Consider the following 16,527-nt stretch of genomic DNA (forward strand, 5'->3'; position numbering starts at 1 on the left):
TCTGAAATTCTAAAATGCTAAGTTTTGACAAAGTTAAACCAGATTTAAAAATGAAAGAAATGTCTTATTTTATTATTTAAATGTCTTTTTAGGAAGTTTAATGAAAAACATAAGGATTAGTTTTAAACATACTAACCTTATAACCATTTAATTATGAAAAGATTGAAAAAATCGCTAGTACTTTTTCTAGCGTTTGGCGCTGTCATTTTAACCAACAGTTGCAACAATGAAGAAGTTGACACAGGTCAATTAAGAACTCAAGATCCTAAAATTAATGAAGCCAAAGATTGGTTCGAAAGCTACAAATCAAATTCTACAACCAATAAATCAGAACAGGGAGAATTTACTGAGGCTTTTAGAAATCTTGATTATTATTGGGAAAATGCTCAAGTAATCAAATTGAGCAATAACGCTACAGGGATAACTGTACCCATTAAGGACAATCCCGAAGATCCTGAGTACAAAGGGCAGAAAATGTTATATTTGTATGAATCAGATTCAAAATATCAAGCATTAATTCAGGAGATTTTTCCAGAATCAGAAGATAAAATTGATGACGACCAAAAAAAGCTAGGTTTTGAGGACCTAACTTTATTTAGCGGTTATATCATCACTTGGGATTTAAAAAAAGGCTTTTTAAAAGGAGCCAAATTAAAAGATGGAATCGTTATTGGCGATGTACGAAATATAATAACGCTATATGACCAAGATGTAAAAAGTGACATGACATCAAAGATGATAGAAATGTTTGATGATAGTTCCAATTATGGCGGAGAACGTGATGATACATTACAAAGAGGTGGAACTGCGGCAATTCCGTTAAATAATGTTATTGTTGTACAAAAATCTCCTGCTCCTGCTCCTAGAGATTTTAGTATTGCTGGTGCTTTTGGAGATAGAAGTTCTAGTGGGAATTCGGGAACTCCTACGGGAGGTGGAGGAAGTGGAATAACAGCACCAACACCTGAAAAAATTATTGATGAACTTACTGGTAGGGCAAAATGTATTTTCGAAAAATTAAAAAACTCAAGCTCTGGATTTGAAAATGCAATTAAAAAATTTGACGGAGAATTTACAGTAAGCCACATGAAATTAAGTATTAATAATGCATTACCAGCAAATGTATATGGTCAAACTTTTTTACCTAATAATTTTGTAATAGAAGTTCAGATAAATAATAATCGTTTGAGCAATTTATCGGATTTAGGAAGTGCTACAGTATTTGCTCATGAAATTATTCATGCTGAGATATATCGAAAAATGTTGTCTGCTTGCTCAAATAGGAACTTTAATGCCAGACAGTAGCAATATGAATCCTCAACAACAGGTAAACTATGTTAACTCTCTAAAAAACAGCTTTCCAGGATTATACGACTATTATTACAAAAGATGGAAGCCAACATGGAATCACGAAATGATGGCTAATCATTACAGAAGTACTATTGCAAGTATTATTAAGCAATTTGACAACAATCGATTGCCCCTATCTACATATGAATCGATAGCGTGGCTTGGTTTAGGAAAACTAGATACAAATATTACCACAATTGCTTGGGATAATTTATCTTCAGAACAAAAAGCAATGACTACAAAATTAATCAATGAATATATTTATAAAGGTCCTTCAAATTGTAACTGATTATGAAAAAAACTATTTATCTCTTAGCATTTCTAACAATTAGTTTTATAAATGCGCAAACAAAAGAAAGTGATTATTTTACTATATACAAAGGAGGAGAAAAATATTTAAAGCCTTTAAAATATATCTTATTTGATGAAGTAAGAAATAGTGAATTTGAAAAAAAGAAAATAAAAATAAAATTTACTTTAACACAGAAGGAGAAAGTTTCATTTTTGATATAAAAAAACACAAAAAAGATACTTGCTCTATTGATATTTTAAAAAAACTTACACTTGAAAACACAACTAATTTAAAAAATGAGGCTTGCAAATTTTTCAAAAAGAAAAAAGAAGAAGTAGAAAAGAAAAAAAATATTACATTAATTTATCCTCCAGCGGGTTGCCAGTATTGCTTTAAGGTTTATATATTAGAAAAGATAGGCAATAATAAATTAATTAAGTATGAGGTAGAATGGGCGCATTCAAATTTATAAGAAACTCCAAACAAAACTATTTCTTGTTCCTAAATTGATTATTTCTTTAATAATAATTTATTGCTTATAAAAACCATACTATCCTTAAATCTTAATTATGAAAATAAATTTGTTATTAATATTTTTCTTGGTTGTTAATTTACAAGCTCAAGAAAAGCTGAAAGACACATTCTTTTTTAAATTGGACAACTCATATATTTATGAGTCAAAATCTATTGCCAATAAGTTTTTACTTAAAGACAAAAATAGTGACGAAGAGTTTTACTTTAAAGGGGTTGGAACCTTGAATAATTTAAAACCGAAAAAAATACTTTGTCTTAAAGACTTTATAAGAACTCCAAAATATTATAATAAAAGCAAGAAGCAAAAATTAAACAATTCCGAATTGGTAAACTTTTTTAGTTCTATAAAAGTCTATTTGGTTAAAAAAAAGGATACTGAAAACGAATACATTGAAGTAAATCCAATTCTTGTGTTCTATGATTAATACTTTCTAGAACTATCTAGCTCAATTTCAATATAAAACATAATCCAACACTTTAAAACTTCCAATTATCCATAACAAATTTGTAAATATTACTATTGACGATCTTTCTGAGAACTTTTCAGAAATAAGTGATTGTTTAAAGAAGTACTATCCAATAGGAATAACAAGAGAAGATAAAAATTACTTTTCTTACCCAGGAATTGCGGCATTAAATGAAATAATAAAGAAAAATAGTAAAAAAGATTATTATGAAAAAGAATGGAATATTGGTCTTTTAGAAAAATTGAAATTAGATTTTCATGACATATCTGGGAGCACAGCTGGATTAGTGCCAAATTTTTCGGGAGTTATAAGACTAAAAAATACGATAGAGAGTCGAACAGAGTTACACTTTTATAAAAGCTTGATTGGTAATTATTTTACAATTGAGATTTTAGAAAATATTCATCTTAAGGAAATTTCACATCCTGTTTTTGGCAAACGAAAATCTTGGGCTATTGAAAATATAATTGTTTCACCTGTTGGAGAATATGAAGAAGTTTTCCTTAAAGTATATCAATCAATTACCACAAAATATAAGGGAGTAAAATTTCTCCCTTATGTTTTTGATTTGTATAGAATAACCAATTTAGATGTCCCTTACAAGTCAAATAGCGAACAAGTAACAATTGCTGGAGCATTTTTTCAAAAATTTTCTTCTTACGATAAATCAATCACAATAATAGGAGATATTAATTATGAAATTGATAGATTAAAAAAAGATAGTGATAATGTTCAAAATGACGGCAAGTTCAGATAGAAATACTAGGTAGAAAGCAGAGATAGTAATTAGCAATTTGAGAGTCATTGTGCTCACTGCTCTACCTTGTATTCGTGCTTGATTTGGTTTAATCCAAAGACAGATCAAATAACACTTAAAACAAATAAATCATGTTCATAAATTTACGAGTTTCAAAGTTTATTGCAGTACTATCTTTTTTATTAACTTATGGCGTTCAAGAGAATGGAGTACCAAATTTTATTCTTTTAATTATATATTTCAGTCAGTTTTTGCACGACCTCTTTAATAACACGTCGTCAATACTTTGGCAAGGATTAATAGCCATTCCTATATCTGGTCTGCTTGTTTTATTTTTAAGAAGCAGAAATTATAAAATTTTGCTGAGCTGTTTTGTAATTTTATTGTTTATAATGTTTTACATTACAGGGCTAGTATACAATTATAAGAGAATAAATGATGCATTTACAATTCCAGCAATTTTATTCCTGATATCTTCCGTTTATACTATAACATTAGCAAAAAAAAGTAGTCGCTTAATATCAGATCTTCCTGAAAAAATAAAATGAAGAAGTTTTGTATTATAATATTCCTAGTTAGTTTTCAGGCCTTTTCTCAAAATCATCAAAATTTTGTTTTTGAATTTGATAAAAAAACAGATGAAATCGTTTTTAGAAAAAACATTGAAAAGAAAGAAATATCAGGTTTTAAGATTTTGACAAACAAAAGGAAAATGTTTTTTAGTTCAAACTCAATTGGCAACAATTCTAAATTAGAGATAAATACTAGCAGAGAACAGTTAAATACTATTTTGCAAAATGACAATGCAAATCAAACGTATCATTTTTTTGTTTATTTAAAAGACAAAAATAAATACTATTCTGTTGACCACATTGTTCGAAAAATTAGTTGCCAATAAGATAACCATGTCATTGATTATAGAATTATTATAAATGTTTAATGTTTTTTTAATAATCAAAATATATGAAAAAACTAACTAGAAATTATTTGTTCTTTTTTGCAATCTGTATTGTAATGCTTGTCTATTTTTACTTTGTTCAATACTTTTTTACAATTAATATTTACGATACTTATTACGTTGTAAGTTATTTTTATTTGATACCATTAATATTAATTATTGGCTCTCTTATTTATATTCAACAGATACTTGTTAAGAAATTGGAAAAAAGATAAAGAAATCCTCAGATAGTCGTCGTTTAAAATGGCTACTATATATTTTGTCACCGAATTCATACTTTAAACTAAACACATTAACTAGAAACTATTTAGCTTTTTTTATAGTCTGTTTTTGCTCGTGTATTTATTTATATGCGACCGAATGTTTTTATTTAGCAAATTTTAATGGTTCTTTTCAAATTATTAATTACTACTATTTTGTATTGCCTTTATTTGCAACTGGTAGTATTTATTACTGGAAAGTATCTCGAAAACTTAAGAAGTAATATAATGCTTTTTTAACGACAATAAAATTCAGATAATTATGGACATGATTGTAAAAGACTACAATTATTCGTTAATGGCTTGGCAAATTTTTTGCTTACTTTTCGGTTTATTTTTTTTGATCACAATATTTTATTTGCTGTACAAAATTTATAAAAAGTAAAATAAAATGCTTCCACGAGCAAAAACTCGAAATTTGAAACAAATTCATAACAATGTTTTGCTCTGTGTGAGGGATAGAGCCAAGCTACCGAAGTAGCGGCGAAAGCCCGACTGCAATTAAAAAAAGACCCAATGAACGCAACTTTCGTTGCCAAAGATATGTCGTAACAAAAAAACCTCGTAAGCAAATGTCTTACGAGGTTTTTTATTTATAGCTAATAATTTTTATTGACCGCCAAGTCCCACTAAAGTAGGATATTTTCCGCTTGTAAATTTCCAATTAGCAGAAGTCCAAGTGCTACTGTAAGGAGTTGCTGTTTTCATTTCGGCCGTTGTTTTTCCAACTGCTTTACCACCATCATCAGAAGTTGTTTGTCCTGTTGTCTCGATATCCCAAAAACAATCTGGCGCTGAACTCCAGTTAAAGTTGTAGCCAACTAGTCCGCCTCCAGTTTTAAGATTTCCTGTAGCATAACAATTAACGATTTCATATGCGTTTTTCCCCATAAGAGCTCCAGCATATTTATATGTACCAGATATTGAACCTGTCGCATAACAATTTTGCACATCGCACTCGTAATTATATCCTACTAACCCTCCAATTACCGAGTTAGATACTCCTGTAACATTAACTTTACTATAGCTATTTAAAAGTTTACCTGGCTTACCGTTAGCATCATTATTAATTCCTACCAAACCGCCAATTTCTGCCGAAAATCCTGTAGAACTAACAGAACCTGTAGTGTAACAATGAGAAATTGTTCCTCCTTGATTATTTCCAACCAAAGCACCAACAGTGCCTCCAGTAGTAATATTTACTGAGGTAAATCCAATATTCTTAACAACTGCTTTTGCCCCCATTATAGAAATAAATCCAACATAATCTGTGCTTGCCACCTTTAATGGTCAAATTTTTAACAACATGACCATCGCCATCTATAATTCCTTCGAAAGTATAAAAATCTCCAATAGGAGTCCAACCTCGAGTTGCATAGTTTTCACCAATTGGGTAATCGGTACCATTTACTTCTGGCATTGTAATATCATTCATCAATTTAAAACTTTCAGTAAGTTTTAAGGCTGGCGTTGCAAGCTGCTCTGGAGTGTAAATACCATAAGGATTTGTATTCTTGTCATAAGCAGGTATTTTAATGGTATAGGTCTTTTTTGTTTTACCATCTGCAGCTGTAATAGTAAAAGTAAAACCTGTAGAGTTATAATCGCTTTCTTGGTTATCTCCAGATTGTGTCATTTCTGCTCCAGCTGGTAAGATCGGAAATCCGCTAACAAAATCAAGATTAGCAGGAGCATTATTAAAAATATTTTCTCCTTCTTTAAGTGCAGGTAATTCCCAATATACATCAGAGAAACCTCCTTCAAAAGCAAAGCCAAGTACATCAGCCGAATTAGGAGGTGCAATTGTATAATTTTGAGTACTTCCATCCTCTGCAGTAACTGTATATGTTATAGCCTTACTAAAATCGTTTTTGGTAGTTCCGCTAACTTGTGTAACAGAACCTACGGTAACTTTTGCTCCCGTTGTAGTAAAAGTAGTCGCTAAACTAGTTAAGTCAACATCAGCAGGAAATACGATAGTTATTGTATGTTCTTTTTCATTAATTGTACCTGTTATTGCAGGATTAACAAAAGAGAATGCAGTAATTTCTTTAGAACTGCTAGTCGCTGGTCCTTCACCTATTGGTTCATCACTAGAACATGAATACCCAACGGCAATAAATAATGCAAGCATACTCACATATTTACAAAACGATACAGTCGATTTTCTTTTTTTTAGCATTTTAAATTAAGTTAGATTTATAGAAATATTTCTGTTTTTGGTTTATTATAATTAATCGATATGTTGTTAAAATATTGCCAAAATTATTTAATTGGTTTGTATTATACTTACGGCTTTCCTCATTTCACGCTGGTTTTTACATTTATTTTTTTCAAATCAGTTTTTACCTCTCACTAAAAAGACGCTATAAATTATTTTCTTACTTATTTTATAAAAATCATATATTTGAAACAATACTATTTGCAACACTAAAAGCCAAAAGAAATGGGAATATTCAATAATCTATTTAAGAAGAAAGAAAAAGAAACAGCTTCAACAAATACTCAAACTAATCAAAAGATCAGTTTTACTTCTGAAAATGATTTTTTAGAAAAATTTGGAGCTCTTGCTTTAGAAAAACAAAGAAATCTATATGAAGTTACAGGCGGACTTTCTTGGAATGTTAATATGGATAATGAAGAAATTACTTTTGGAGACCATCTAACTTTTCCAATGCAGGTTTTGGGTTCATTTTCTCATTCTTCAGAAACTTGGCTTTGGCTTTGGGATAATAAAGCAGGCGGCTACGCTGAGTCTGTAATGAAACAAGCGCTTTCATTAAAGAAATATGGCGAAGAAAATAACATCGAATTATTAAGTATTGGAAAATTTGATGCTGTTCAGAACGATTTACATCTTATTGGAATGGTTGCCACAACAATGTTTAATTTAAGTGGTTATTATCTCGGAAATTATGGTCAAGGAACAATGGTTGTTACCATTAAAGACGATTCGATTGATAATATTGAAAGTGAAGAATTCTCTAGAATTATCACTGTTTTTCCAGAATTGATTTCGACTTTTGAAATTCAAAACCACAAAAATGCTTTTTCAAATTATCTTTCTCAAAAAGGTTATGAATTAACTGTAAATGGTAATGAAGTTAAAGCGCAAAAGAATGATAAAGTAATTACTGCGACCTTTAATGAAAACAATCTTTTGATTAATTTAAATGGTAATTCTTAAGATTATTTAAATCAAAAACTTGAAACTTGAAATAACAACAAAGCATATATTCGCGTGAGAGATAGAGCCAATCCGCCGCGGCGAAGGCGAAAGCCAGACAGCAATAAAAAAAAGACCCAATGAACACAAAGTTGATTGGGTCTTTTTTTTATTGGTGGCACGCCCAAATAATTGATTTCTAATTTAAAAACTTTAAATATCTTTTATTTTGGAATCTGGTCCAGATCGATAAGCAATTGGCGCGGCCATTTTTTCTATTGGTTTCTTTTCTTCTTCAAACAATAATTTAATATTCTCGTAAGAATTTTTAAGTGCTTCTTTAATTTGTTCGGGGTTTAACCACGCTACTTTTTCGATTCCTTCTTCGATTTGTCCGTGTGGTGTTCCTTCAAAATCGGAAAACATTTCGAACCAATGCGTGATTTTAAGTTTGTATTTTCCGTTGCGTTTAAAGATGTGATAGGTTTTTTGAAGTTTATTCGTAATACGAAGCTGGTTTACCCCTGTCTCCTCCTCTACCTCACGCATAGCCGTCGCTTCAATGTCTTCCCCTTTCTCGATTCCGCCTTTTGGCAGGTCCCATTTTCCGTTTCTAAAGATAAACAAGACTTCGCCTTTCTTATTGTAGACAAAGCCTCCGCCTGCTTTATTCACGGGAATCTTGGCTTTAAGGGTTTTCATTATCTCACTTTCGTCGGGATGATATAGAATGGCTTTTTGAATTTTATTTTGAAAAATTTTTATAATAAGCTGTTCGATATCAATACTCTCCAACAAGAACAATTGGAAATCTGTTTCACGCGAGATTTCATTTGTCAAAAAAAGTGGTTTGTCGTTTACAAAAACTTTATACATTTGTACTATGATTTTTAATAAAGATACTGCCGAAAAAACAGCCGAATTGCTTTTGCAAATAAATGCAATTAAATTGAATCCCGAAAATCCTTTTACATGGGCTTCTGGTTGGAAATCTCCTATTTACTGCGATAATAGGTTAATTCTTTCATTTCCGAGCATCAGAAACTATGTTCGTGATGAGTTTGCTAAAAACATCGAAAAACAATTTGGAAAACCTGATGTGATTGCTGGTGTTGCTACTGGAGCCATTGGGGTTGGAATTTTGGTTGCCGAAAGTTTAGGACTTCCGTTCGTATATGTGCGTCCAGAACCTAAAAAACACGGTAGACAAAACCAAGTGGAAGGTTTTTTACAAAAAGGACAAAATGTTGTGGTTGTTGAGGATTTAATTAGTACCGGAAAAAGCAGTTTAATGGCTGTAGAAGCTTTAAGAAGCGAAGGCGCTAATATTAAAGGTATGGCCGCTATTTTCACATATGGTTTTGGAGTTGCAGAAGAGAATTTTAAAGAAGCTAACATTGATTTATTCACTTTAAGCAACTATGAAAATCTTTTAGATTTAGCAGTTCAAAAACAATACATCACAGAAGATCAACAATCGACTCTGTTGGAATGGAACGCAAGTCCATCAACTTGGGGACAAGAGTAAGATTTTAGATTTGCGAACTTTGTGTTTTTCAAAACTTAGCATATAAAAAAACTTAGCGCGCTTTGCGTTAAAAAAACAAAAACAAAAAACAATATGAACTTAGAAAGTCCAAAAGTTACAGTTCAGAAATCAGCTCAGGATTTATTTGATCAACTGACTGACGTAAAGAATTTCGAAAAATTAATGCCAGACAACATTGCTAAATTTGAAGTGACTGGCGAAGACGCTTTTATTTTTGGATTGAAAGGGATGCCTGAAATCAAATTAAAAATGAAAGACAAAATAGCTCCAAACAAAATTGTTTTGGGTGCTGCAAGTGATAAACTTCCGTTTACACTAACTTCAAACATTGACACTATTTCTGATTCAGAAAGCGCTGTTCAATTATTTTTTGAAGGCGAATTCAACGCTATGATGGCAATGATGGTTAAAGGTCCAATTAGTAAGTTTATTGAAACTTTAGCAAACAATATGAACAAGCTTTAATAATGGTAAATTATTAATTGTAAATTATAAATTAAAAGTCCAATCTAACGATTGGACTTTTTTGTTTTTGTCATTTCGAGGAACGAGAAATCACACTAGTAGCTCGACAAAGTATTCCCTTATCTATGCGGAATCCCGCGTGTGATTTCTCGTTCCTCGAAATGACAAATAGTACGGTTTATTCACTTGGAAGAAAAAAAACTTAGAATCTTAGCATCTTAGAACCTTAGTAGCTTTAATAAAGCATTTTAACTTCTTTGATCTCAAACTCTGCAATAGAATCGTCTTCTAGCAAAACCTGCAGTTTTCCAACAGGAGAAACGCCTTGAATGATTCCCATAAAATCTTGTTCATTATTGTCTCTAAACGCTGTTGGAACGCCTTTTTTGAATAAAAAATTAAAGTACTCGTTCCAGAAATTTTGAGATTCAGTTTTCCAAGACTGAATCTTTTCTTTTAGCTTTTCAACAATTAAAATTGCTATTTCTTCTTTGTCAAAAGGTTCTCCCGAAATTACTGCCAGTGAAGAAGCGTTAGGCAATTCGTCAAAATCGGTTTGATTGACATTGATTCCAATTCCGACAACTGACACAATTCTGCCATCGCTTTTTAAGGTATTTTCGATTAATATGCCAACAAGTTTCTTATTGTATGACAGAATGTCGTTTGGCCATTTAATACAGATATCAGGAATATTTAACGATTTTAAAACCTCTGCAATCGACAAAGCGACCAAGACACTTAAATTGAAAACTTCTTCATTACTAAAGAGAAAATCCTTCACCAAAACGCTCATAGTTAGATTTTTACCCGCTTGAGTCTTCCATACACCACCTACTTGACCTTTTCCTTTTGTCTGATTTTCAGCTGTTACCACAGTGAAATTCTCCAGTTCATCCTGACTTGCTAATGATTTTAGAAAGTCGTTTGTAGAATCTATGGCATCGAGTTTGATTAGTTTCATTAAATAATTTAAATATCTTAGTTTAATATTTTGTTAAGGTTCAAAAATAATCACAAAATTTGGTAACTTTACAAATTCATATAAAATAATTCATGGCGAAAAAGACTGTTAATAATGATGTTCTACTGGCGAACATAATCAAAGGGATTGAGGAAGTAAAAGGAAATGATATCGATATTCTTGACTTAAGAGAAATAGATACAGCTGTATGCGACTATTTTGTTATTTGCAACGGTAGCTCAAACACCCAAGTAAACGCCATCGTAAACTCAATTCAAAAAATTGTATCAAAAGACTTAAAAGATAAACCTTGGCATGTAGAAGGAACCGATAATGCAGAATGGGTTTTAATGGACTATGTACATATTGTAGTACACGTTTTCCAGAAACACATTCGCGAATATTACAACATCGAAAGCCTTTGGGGCGATGCCAAAATAACTTCAATCGAGAACAAATACTAAAGAAACTTTCATTAAATGGCTAAAGATAATAATCCAAATCCGAATAAATTTAAAATAAGTCCTTGGTTAATATACACCGCAATACTTTTAGTTTTTTTATTCATAAGTTTTGCCACAGGAGGATCAAGCTTAAGCGAACCTGCCCAATTAACTTCTTCTAAATTCAACACCCTTCTAGAAAAAGGACAAATTGAAAAAGTAATTGTTTACAACAAAGCAGAAGCTGAGGTATATTTGAATGCTGCGGCTCTTAAAGACCCAGCAAACAAAAAAGTTGCTGAAGATATTTTCAAACAGCCAAACAAAGGTCCACATTATACGTTGGAAATTGGTAATGATCAAATCTTTCAGACTAAATTAGAAAAAGCAGTTAGCGAAGGAAAACTGAAAGACTTCAACTTTCTTCAAAAAAATAACTGGAGCGATATTTTAATTAGCTTACTTCCTATCATCATTATTGTTGGTGTATGGATTTTCATTATGCGTAAAATGTCTGGCGGAGGCGCTGGCGGAGGCGGACAGATTTTCAATATCGGAAAATCTAAAGCTAAATTGTTTGATGAAAAAACAGATATCAAAACTACATTTAAAGATGTTGCAGGTTTAGAAGGTGCTAAAGAAGAAATTCAAGAAATTGTTGAATTCCTTAAAAACCCTGAAAAATACACGAATCTTGGAGGTAAAATTCCAAAAGGAGCCTTATTGGTAGGGCCTCCAGGAACTGGTAAAACATTATTGGCAAAAGCAGTTGCTGGTGAGGCTCAAGTACCTTTCTTTTCTTTATCTGGTTCAGATTTCGTAGAAATGTTCGTAGGAGTTGGTGCTTCACGTGTACGTGACTTATTCAAACAAGCTAAAGAAAAATCTCCTGCTATCATTTTCATTGATGAGATCGATGCTGTTGGTAGAGCGAGAGGAAAAAGCAATATGTCTGGCGGAAACGACGAAAGAGAAAACACTTTGAACCAATTACTAACAGAAATGGACGGTTTTGGTACAAACTCTAACGTAATTGTTCTAGTCGCAACAAATAGAGCTGACGTTTTAGACAAAGCTTTAATGCGTGCAGGACGTTTTGACAGACAAATTTTTGTTGACTTACCAGACATTCGCGAAAGAGCTGAAATCTTCAAAGTACACTTAGCTCCTATTAAAAAAGTTGAAGGTCTAGATTTAGATTTCTTAGCAAAACAAACTCCAGGTTTCTCTGGTGCTGATATTGCCAATGTTTGTAACGAAGTCTGCTCTTATTGCTGCTCGTAACAACAAAGCTGCAGTTGACAGACAAGATTTCCTTGATGCCGTTGATAGAATTATTGGTGGTCTTGAAAAGAAAAACAAAATCATTACTCCAGACGAAAAAAGAGCAATTGCAATTCACGAAGCTGGTCACGCTACTGTAAGCTGGATGTTAGAGCATGCTGCCCCACTTATTAAAGTAACAATTGTTCCTCGTGGGCAAAGTTTAGGAGCTGCTTGGTACTTGCCAGAAGAGAGACAAATCGTGAGAACAGACCAAATGTTAGACGAAATGTGTGCTACTATGGGCGGTAGAGTTGCTGAAAAAGTAACTTTTGACAGAATTTCGACTGGCGCATTAAGCGACTTAGAAAAAGTAACTCGTCAAGCTCGTGCTATGGTAACTATTTACGGATTGAATGATAAAATCGGTAATGTTACGTATTACGATTCAAGCGGACAAAGCGAATACAACTTCTCTAAACCGTATTCTGATGAAACTGCAAAAATTATTGACAAAGAAATTTCAGAGTTAATCGAAGGTCAATATCAGAGAGCAATTCAAATTTTAGAAGAAAACAAAGATAAGTTAAACCAACTTGCTGATATTCTGATTGAAAAAGAAGTAATCTTTAAAGATGACTTAGAAAACATATTCGGAAAACGTACTTTTGACAAAAATTTAGAAGAAGTAGTTTCATAAGTAATTACGAAATACGTAATAATTTTTTAAAATCTTAATTCAAAATACCCTTTTGAATTAAGATTTTTTTATCTTTGAACGTTTTCAATTAACATGTAAAGCATTTCATATAAAAAATGAATTTTTTCAAAAAAATATTTGGCTCTAGTGAAGCCGCTTCTGACGAAGAGAACGAAAGCGAATATGCGGGAACTTCTGCGCAGAACAGTCATTTATCTTTAGACGAGCAATTTATTTTCAATTTCAAAAAAAATGGAGGTAAATTTTTGTACTGCGAAAACATGGAAGAAGTTAACGAGCAGTTTGAAAACATTTTAGAAGAAAACGATTGGTTTGAAAATGAAGTTTTATGTTATGAACCTGCCCTTTTTAGCTTACTAGAAGAAAATAAATTATTTTATATCGCGCCAACAAAACCAAGATTCTTATTGGCAAGTTGTGAAAACCTTATAGCTGATGAAGGATCAGTTTTATTTTCATCAAGACAAATCAGACAGAATAAACCAAACGAATTGCCCGCAAACATTGTTATTATAGCAACCACAAGCCAAATCCTTCCCATGAAAAGTGACGGATTGAGCGCTATAAAACGTAAATACGAACGAGACTATCCTACTAATATCACTACAATAAAATATTTCGAAAAAGCGAAAGACGAAGATTTTACACAATACGGAAGTGTTGCTAAAAACCTTTATTTATTGCTTCTAGAAGATCTTTAAGATGAACGAAACACTGAAGAGGGCCATTTCTGGTGCTGTTTATATCGCTTTATTACTAACTTCTATATTGTTTTCTACAGAAAGCTTCATTACCCTTTTTGGCGTTTTCTTGATTATCACGATATATGAATTTTCTAATATTGTAAACTTAAACAAAGTATTTTCTATTCTTTTTGGAACTTTAGTTTATTCTACAATTATCCTTGTAAGCCATTATAACAAGCAAACAACTAAATTTTTAAACGATTCATTTAATACTAATATTAGTTTAGAAACCAATATCAAACAGTTGGATTTAATTCTTCTAGCTATTACAATTGTAGTTTCTATAAAATGCATCATATTCTTATTTTACGATTCGGTTCAAAAAATAAGCACTTCTTCAAAATATTTGTATCTGCTTGGATACATTACACTTCCTTTTGTATTTATTGTAAAAATATCTTTTGGAACTAACGATTATAATCCGAAAATCATTTTAGGATTATTTGTATTAATCTGGACTAATGACACTTTTGCTTATTTAGTCGGGAAATCAATGGGAAAACACAAATTATTCGAGAGAGTTTCTCCTAAAAAAACAATCGAAGGTTTTCTTGGCGGTGTCGTTTTTGCCGCATTTGCTGGTTTCTTGATTTCTAAACTCTACATCCAGCCTAAACCTGAATTTAGTAGCACATCGATTTTAATCTGGACTATTATCGCATTAATCGTAAGTATTTTTGGAACTATTGGAGACTTGATAGAATCCAAATTTAAACGAATTGCAGGCATAAAAGACAGTGGTTCGATAATGCCTGGTCATGGAGGTATTTTAGATCGATTAGATAGTGTTATATTTGTAGCACCAATTATATTTTTATTTTATCAAATTTTATATTATGTTTCATAAAGAAGGAGGCCCGTCCATTTTATTAGGTACTGTATTTACTGTAGCTGTACTTTTAATTGCTGAAAGATTTATTGATATCAATTGGCTTAGAATGCTTGTTCAAATTGCGGCGCTTGTAATTTTGATCATTATTTTACAATTCTTCAGAAATCCGAAGAGAATTGCAGTTAGAAACAGTGATCACATCCTAGCTCCAGTTGATGGAAAAGTGGTGGTTATTGAAGAAGTTTATGAAGGAGAATATTTCAAAGACAAACGTTTACAGGTTTCTATTTTTATGTCGCCAATCAATGTTCACGTAACACGTTACGCAATGGATGGTATCATTAAATTTAGCAAATACCACCCTGGAAAATTCCTTGTTGCTTGGCATCCAAAAGCAAGTGAAGAAAATGAAAGAACTACAGTTGTAATCGAAAATGAAACTTTTGGCGCTATTTTATACAGACAAATTGCTGGTGCATTGGCTCGTAGAATTGTAAATTACGCTAAAGAAGGAATGCAAGTTGTTCAAGGAACTGATGCTGGTTTCATTAAATTTGGATCGAGAGTAGATTTATTTTTACCTTTAGGTACGCCTATTAATGTTGAGTTAAATCAAAAAGCAATTGGAGGTAAAACAATTATTGCTACAAAAGCATAAATGACTGATAAAGATTTAGATATTCGCTTTGCTAAAGCTGTAGAAGTTGCAATGACAATGACTCAAGCCTCACTTCCACAAGATGTGCAGTTAAGGCTTTACGCTTTTTACAAACAAGCTACTTTTGGAACAGCTGTCTATAATCAATCTGAAAATTTTGATTTAAGAGACGCTTTTAAAACGAATGCATGGATGCAGATTAGCCATATGTCTGTTGATGAAGCAAAGGAAAACTATATCGAGATCATCAATTCATTAACATCAAAATAAAATATTATGAAGAAAAACGTTGTTTTTTTCAGCACTTTAGCTTCATTTTTACTATTATTTTCCTGTAAAGAAGATAAACTGGTTGAAGTAGTCGAAGTTCCTCTTCCAACAAAAGAAGAGAAAATAACTATTGGTTCACCAAATGATGTTAAAGCCGATCCTGGATCTTTTGAAATGATGAAATTGCCATTTAATTATGATGCACTTTCACCTGATATTAGAACTTTGACTTTAGAAACTCATTATTCTAAGCATTATTTATCATACACAAACAATTTCAACAAAGAGATTGTTTCCACTGAATATGAAAATATGCCGATTGAGGATATTTTAAAAAAGTTAGATTTAAATAATGCCAAACTTCGTCAGAATGCAGGCGGATATTACAATCATACGCTTTATTTTAATATTTTAACTCCAAAAGAGCAGACTCCTAAAGATACGCTTTCGGGTTCAATTAATAAAGAATTTGGCTCTTTTACCAATTTAACGAACCAATTTAAAGCGCAATCTGAAAAGCAGTTTGGTTCTGGATGGGTTTGGCTTGTTGTTGACAGATATGGTAAATTACAAATTACTACAACTGACAATCAAGACAATCCATTAATGAAAAACGCTTTAATTCCAGGAACCCCAATTATGGGAATTGATCTTTGGGAACATGCTTATTACTTGGATTATCAAAACCGAAAAGGCAGTTATATTGATGCTTTTTACAGTCATATCAATTGGGAAAAAGTAAATGAATATTACGTTGAAGCCCTCAAAAAGGTTAAAAAAGTATAGAAAAAAAGCTGATGCAATTAAGTATCAGCTTTTTTTATACCTTTTA

General features: G+C 31.7%; 18 protein-coding genes and 1 pseudogene. 15 read left to right on the top strand and 4 right to left on the bottom strand.

Translation table 11 applies throughout. The features are described 5' to 3' along the window. Nucleotides 1-153 precede the first annotated feature (153 nt). The 5 genes from P5P87_RS07480 (at nt 154) to P5P87_RS07500 (ending at nt 3,400) form a co-directional block, all read left to right on the top strand. Nucleotides 154-1,305, top strand: a complete 1,152-nt coding sequence (locus P5P87_RS07480; RefSeq protein WP_278022121.1) for a hypothetical protein — start codon at nt 154-156, stop codon at nt 1,303-1,305. Between the two features lie 4 nt (nt 1,306-1,309). Next, nucleotides 1,310-1,639, top strand: a complete 330-nt coding sequence (locus P5P87_RS07485) for a hypothetical protein (RefSeq protein WP_278022122.1) — start codon at nt 1,310-1,312, stop codon at nt 1,637-1,639. Nucleotides 1,640-1,641: 2 nt separating this feature from the next. Beyond that, nucleotides 1,642-1,863, top strand: a complete 222-nt coding sequence (locus P5P87_RS07490) for a hypothetical protein (protein ID WP_278022123.1) — start codon at nt 1,642-1,644, stop codon at nt 1,861-1,863. A 348-nt stretch (nt 1,864-2,211) separates the two neighbouring features. After that, nucleotides 2,212-2,601, top strand: a complete 390-nt coding sequence (locus P5P87_RS07495) for a hypothetical protein (RefSeq protein ID WP_198857221.1) — start codon at nt 2,212-2,214, stop codon at nt 2,599-2,601. A 283-nt stretch (nt 2,602-2,884) separates the two neighbouring features. Continuing rightward, a complete protein-coding gene (locus P5P87_RS07500) occupies nt 2,885-3,400 on the top strand; it encodes a hypothetical protein (RefSeq protein ID WP_198857220.1) in 516 nt (171 codons plus the stop codon). A gap of 1,827 nt (nt 3,401-5,227) precedes the next feature. Here P5P87_RS07500 and P5P87_RS07505 read toward each other — a convergent pair. Beyond that, nucleotides 5,228-5,899, bottom strand: coding sequence for a GLUG motif-containing protein (locus P5P87_RS07505; RefSeq protein WP_278022124.1), 672 nt, complete (start codon nt 5,897-5,899; stop codon nt 5,228-5,230). Further along, the gene (locus tag P5P87_RS07510) at nt 5,841-6,752 is read right to left on the bottom strand and encodes a DUF5018 domain-containing protein (RefSeq protein WP_278022125.1); all 912 of its coding nucleotides are present in this window, start codon (nt 6,750-6,752) and stop codon (nt 5,841-5,843) included. The genes P5P87_RS07505 and P5P87_RS07510 overlap by 59 nt, the downstream gene beginning before the upstream one ends. Before the next feature lie 312 nt (nt 6,753-7,064). On the opposite strand from P5P87_RS07510, the gene P5P87_RS07515 reads away from it, so the two are divergent. Next, nucleotides 7,065-7,805 (top strand): DUF6882 domain-containing protein, encoded by a 741-nt coding sequence (locus P5P87_RS07515; protein WP_198857218.1) that lies wholly within the window; start codon nt 7,065-7,067, stop codon nt 7,803-7,805. A 192-nt stretch (nt 7,806-7,997) separates the two neighbouring features. Here the strand turns inward: P5P87_RS07515 and P5P87_RS07520 are convergent, their stop codons facing one another. Continuing rightward, the gene (locus P5P87_RS07520) at nt 7,998-8,660 is read right to left on the bottom strand and encodes an NUDIX hydrolase (RefSeq protein WP_198857217.1); all 663 of its coding nucleotides are present in this window, start codon (nt 8,658-8,660) and stop codon (nt 7,998-8,000) included. A 7-nt stretch (nt 8,661-8,667) separates the two neighbouring features. On the opposite strand from P5P87_RS07520, the gene pyrE reads away from it, so the two are divergent. Together pyrE and P5P87_RS07530 are read left to right on the top strand one after the other, a co-directional pair. After that, complete coding sequence (gene pyrE, locus P5P87_RS07525) at nt 8,668-9,312, top strand: orotate phosphoribosyltransferase (protein ID WP_035648398.1); 645 nt, start codon at nt 8,668-8,670, stop codon at nt 9,310-9,312. Nucleotides 9,313-9,405: 93 nt separating this feature from the next. Beyond that, on the top strand, nt 9,406-9,798 hold the full coding sequence (locus P5P87_RS07530) for an SRPBCC family protein (protein WP_278022126.1): 393 nt from the start codon (nt 9,406-9,408) through the stop codon (nt 9,796-9,798). A 235-nt stretch (nt 9,799-10,033) separates the two neighbouring features. Here P5P87_RS07530 and P5P87_RS07535 read toward each other — a convergent pair whose 3' ends face one another. Further along, nucleotides 10,034-10,762, bottom strand: coding sequence for a biotin--[acetyl-CoA-carboxylase] ligase (locus tag P5P87_RS07535; RefSeq protein WP_278022127.1), 729 nt, complete (start codon nt 10,760-10,762; stop codon nt 10,034-10,036). 92 nt (nt 10,763-10,854) lie between these two features. Here P5P87_RS07535 and rsfS point away from each other — a divergent pair, with 92 nt between their 5' ends. The 7 genes and pseudogenes from rsfS to P5P87_RS07570 all read left to right on the top strand — a co-directional run bounded on the left by rsfS (nt 10,855) and on the right by P5P87_RS07570 (nt 16,481). After that, nucleotides 10,855-11,226 carry a ribosome silencing factor gene (gene rsfS / locus P5P87_RS07540; protein WP_177210090.1) on the top strand — a complete coding sequence of 124 codons (372 nt, stop codon included), beginning with the start codon at nt 10,855-10,857 and terminating at the stop codon, nt 11,224-11,226. Between the two features lie 15 nt (nt 11,227-11,241). Then, nucleotides 11,242-13,168 (top strand): annotated as a pseudogene (ftsH, locus tag P5P87_RS07545) (ATP-dependent zinc metalloprotease FtsH). 116 nt (nt 13,169-13,284) lie between these two features. Continuing rightward, nucleotides 13,285-13,890 (top strand): lactate utilization protein B/C, encoded by a 606-nt coding sequence (locus P5P87_RS07550; protein WP_198857213.1) that lies wholly within the window; start codon nt 13,285-13,287, stop codon nt 13,888-13,890. Nucleotide 13,891: 1 nt separating this feature from the next. After that, complete coding sequence (locus P5P87_RS07555; RefSeq protein ID WP_278022128.1) at nt 13,892-14,782, top strand: phosphatidate cytidylyltransferase; 891 nt, start codon at nt 13,892-13,894, stop codon at nt 14,780-14,782. Continuing rightward, entirely contained in the window at nt 14,772-15,425 is a 654-nt protein-coding gene (locus tag P5P87_RS07560) for a phosphatidylserine decarboxylase family protein (protein ID WP_198857211.1), read from the top strand. The genes P5P87_RS07555 and P5P87_RS07560 overlap by 11 nt, the downstream gene beginning before the upstream one ends. Next, the gene (locus P5P87_RS07565; protein WP_278022129.1) at nt 15,426-15,695 is read left to right on the top strand and encodes an acyl-CoA-binding protein; all 270 of its coding nucleotides are present in this window, start codon (nt 15,426-15,428) and stop codon (nt 15,693-15,695) included. Nucleotides 15,696-15,701: 6 nt separating this feature from the next. Next, nucleotides 15,702-16,481: a superoxide dismutase gene (locus P5P87_RS07570; protein WP_278022130.1), complete on the top strand. Its 780-nt coding sequence runs from the start codon at nt 15,702-15,704 to the stop codon at nt 16,479-16,481. Nucleotides 16,482-16,527: the final 46 nt, after the last annotated feature.

Origin of the sequence: Flavobacterium ginsengisoli, from assembly GCF_029625315.1 — a bacterium.
GTDB classification, from domain to species: Bacteria; Bacteroidota; Bacteroidia; order Flavobacteriales; family Flavobacteriaceae; genus Flavobacterium; species Flavobacterium ginsengisoli.

Excerpts from the sequence above, each read along its gene's own strand:
- P5P87_RS07480 (WP_278022121.1), top strand. The coding sequence starts at position 154 with ATGAAAAGATTGAAAAAATCGCTAGTACTTTTTCTAGCGTTTGGCGCT.
- P5P87_RS07485 (WP_278022122.1), top strand. The coding sequence starts at position 1,310 with ATGAATCCTCAACAACAGGTAAACTATGTTAACTCTCTAAAAAACAGC.
- P5P87_RS07490 (WP_278022123.1), top strand. The coding sequence starts at position 1,642 with ATGAAAAAAACTATTTATCTCTTAGCATTTCTAACAATTAGTTTTATA.
- P5P87_RS07495 (WP_198857221.1), top strand. The coding sequence starts at position 2,212 with ATGAAAATAAATTTGTTATTAATATTTTTCTTGGTTGTTAATTTACAA.
- P5P87_RS07510 (WP_278022125.1), bottom strand. The coding sequence starts at position 6,752 with ATGCTTGCATTATTTATTGCCGTTGGGTATTCATGTTCTAGTGATGAA.
- P5P87_RS07515 (WP_198857218.1), top strand. The coding sequence starts at position 7,065 with ATGGGAATATTCAATAATCTATTTAAGAAGAAAGAAAAAGAAACAGCT.
- P5P87_RS07520 (WP_198857217.1), bottom strand. The coding sequence starts at position 8,660 with ATGTATAAAGTTTTTGTAAACGACAAACCACTTTTTTTGACAAATGAA.
- pyrE (WP_035648398.1), top strand. The coding sequence starts at position 8,668 with ATGATTTTTAATAAAGATACTGCCGAAAAAACAGCCGAATTGCTTTTG.
- P5P87_RS07530 (WP_278022126.1), top strand. The coding sequence starts at position 9,406 with ATGAACTTAGAAAGTCCAAAAGTTACAGTTCAGAAATCAGCTCAGGAT.
- P5P87_RS07535 (WP_278022127.1), bottom strand. The coding sequence starts at position 10,762 with ATGAAACTAATCAAACTCGATGCCATAGATTCTACAAACGACTTTCTA.
- rsfS (WP_177210090.1), top strand. The coding sequence starts at position 10,855 with ATGGCGAAAAAGACTGTTAATAATGATGTTCTACTGGCGAACATAATC.
- P5P87_RS07550 (WP_198857213.1), top strand. The coding sequence starts at position 13,285 with ATGAATTTTTTCAAAAAAATATTTGGCTCTAGTGAAGCCGCTTCTGAC.
- P5P87_RS07555 (WP_278022128.1), top strand. The coding sequence starts at position 13,892 with ATGAACGAAACACTGAAGAGGGCCATTTCTGGTGCTGTTTATATCGCT.
- P5P87_RS07560 (WP_198857211.1), top strand. The coding sequence starts at position 14,772 with ATGTTTCATAAAGAAGGAGGCCCGTCCATTTTATTAGGTACTGTATTT.
- P5P87_RS07565 (WP_278022129.1), top strand. The coding sequence starts at position 15,426 with ATGACTGATAAAGATTTAGATATTCGCTTTGCTAAAGCTGTAGAAGTT.
- P5P87_RS07570 (WP_278022130.1), top strand. The coding sequence starts at position 15,702 with ATGAAGAAAAACGTTGTTTTTTTCAGCACTTTAGCTTCATTTTTACTA.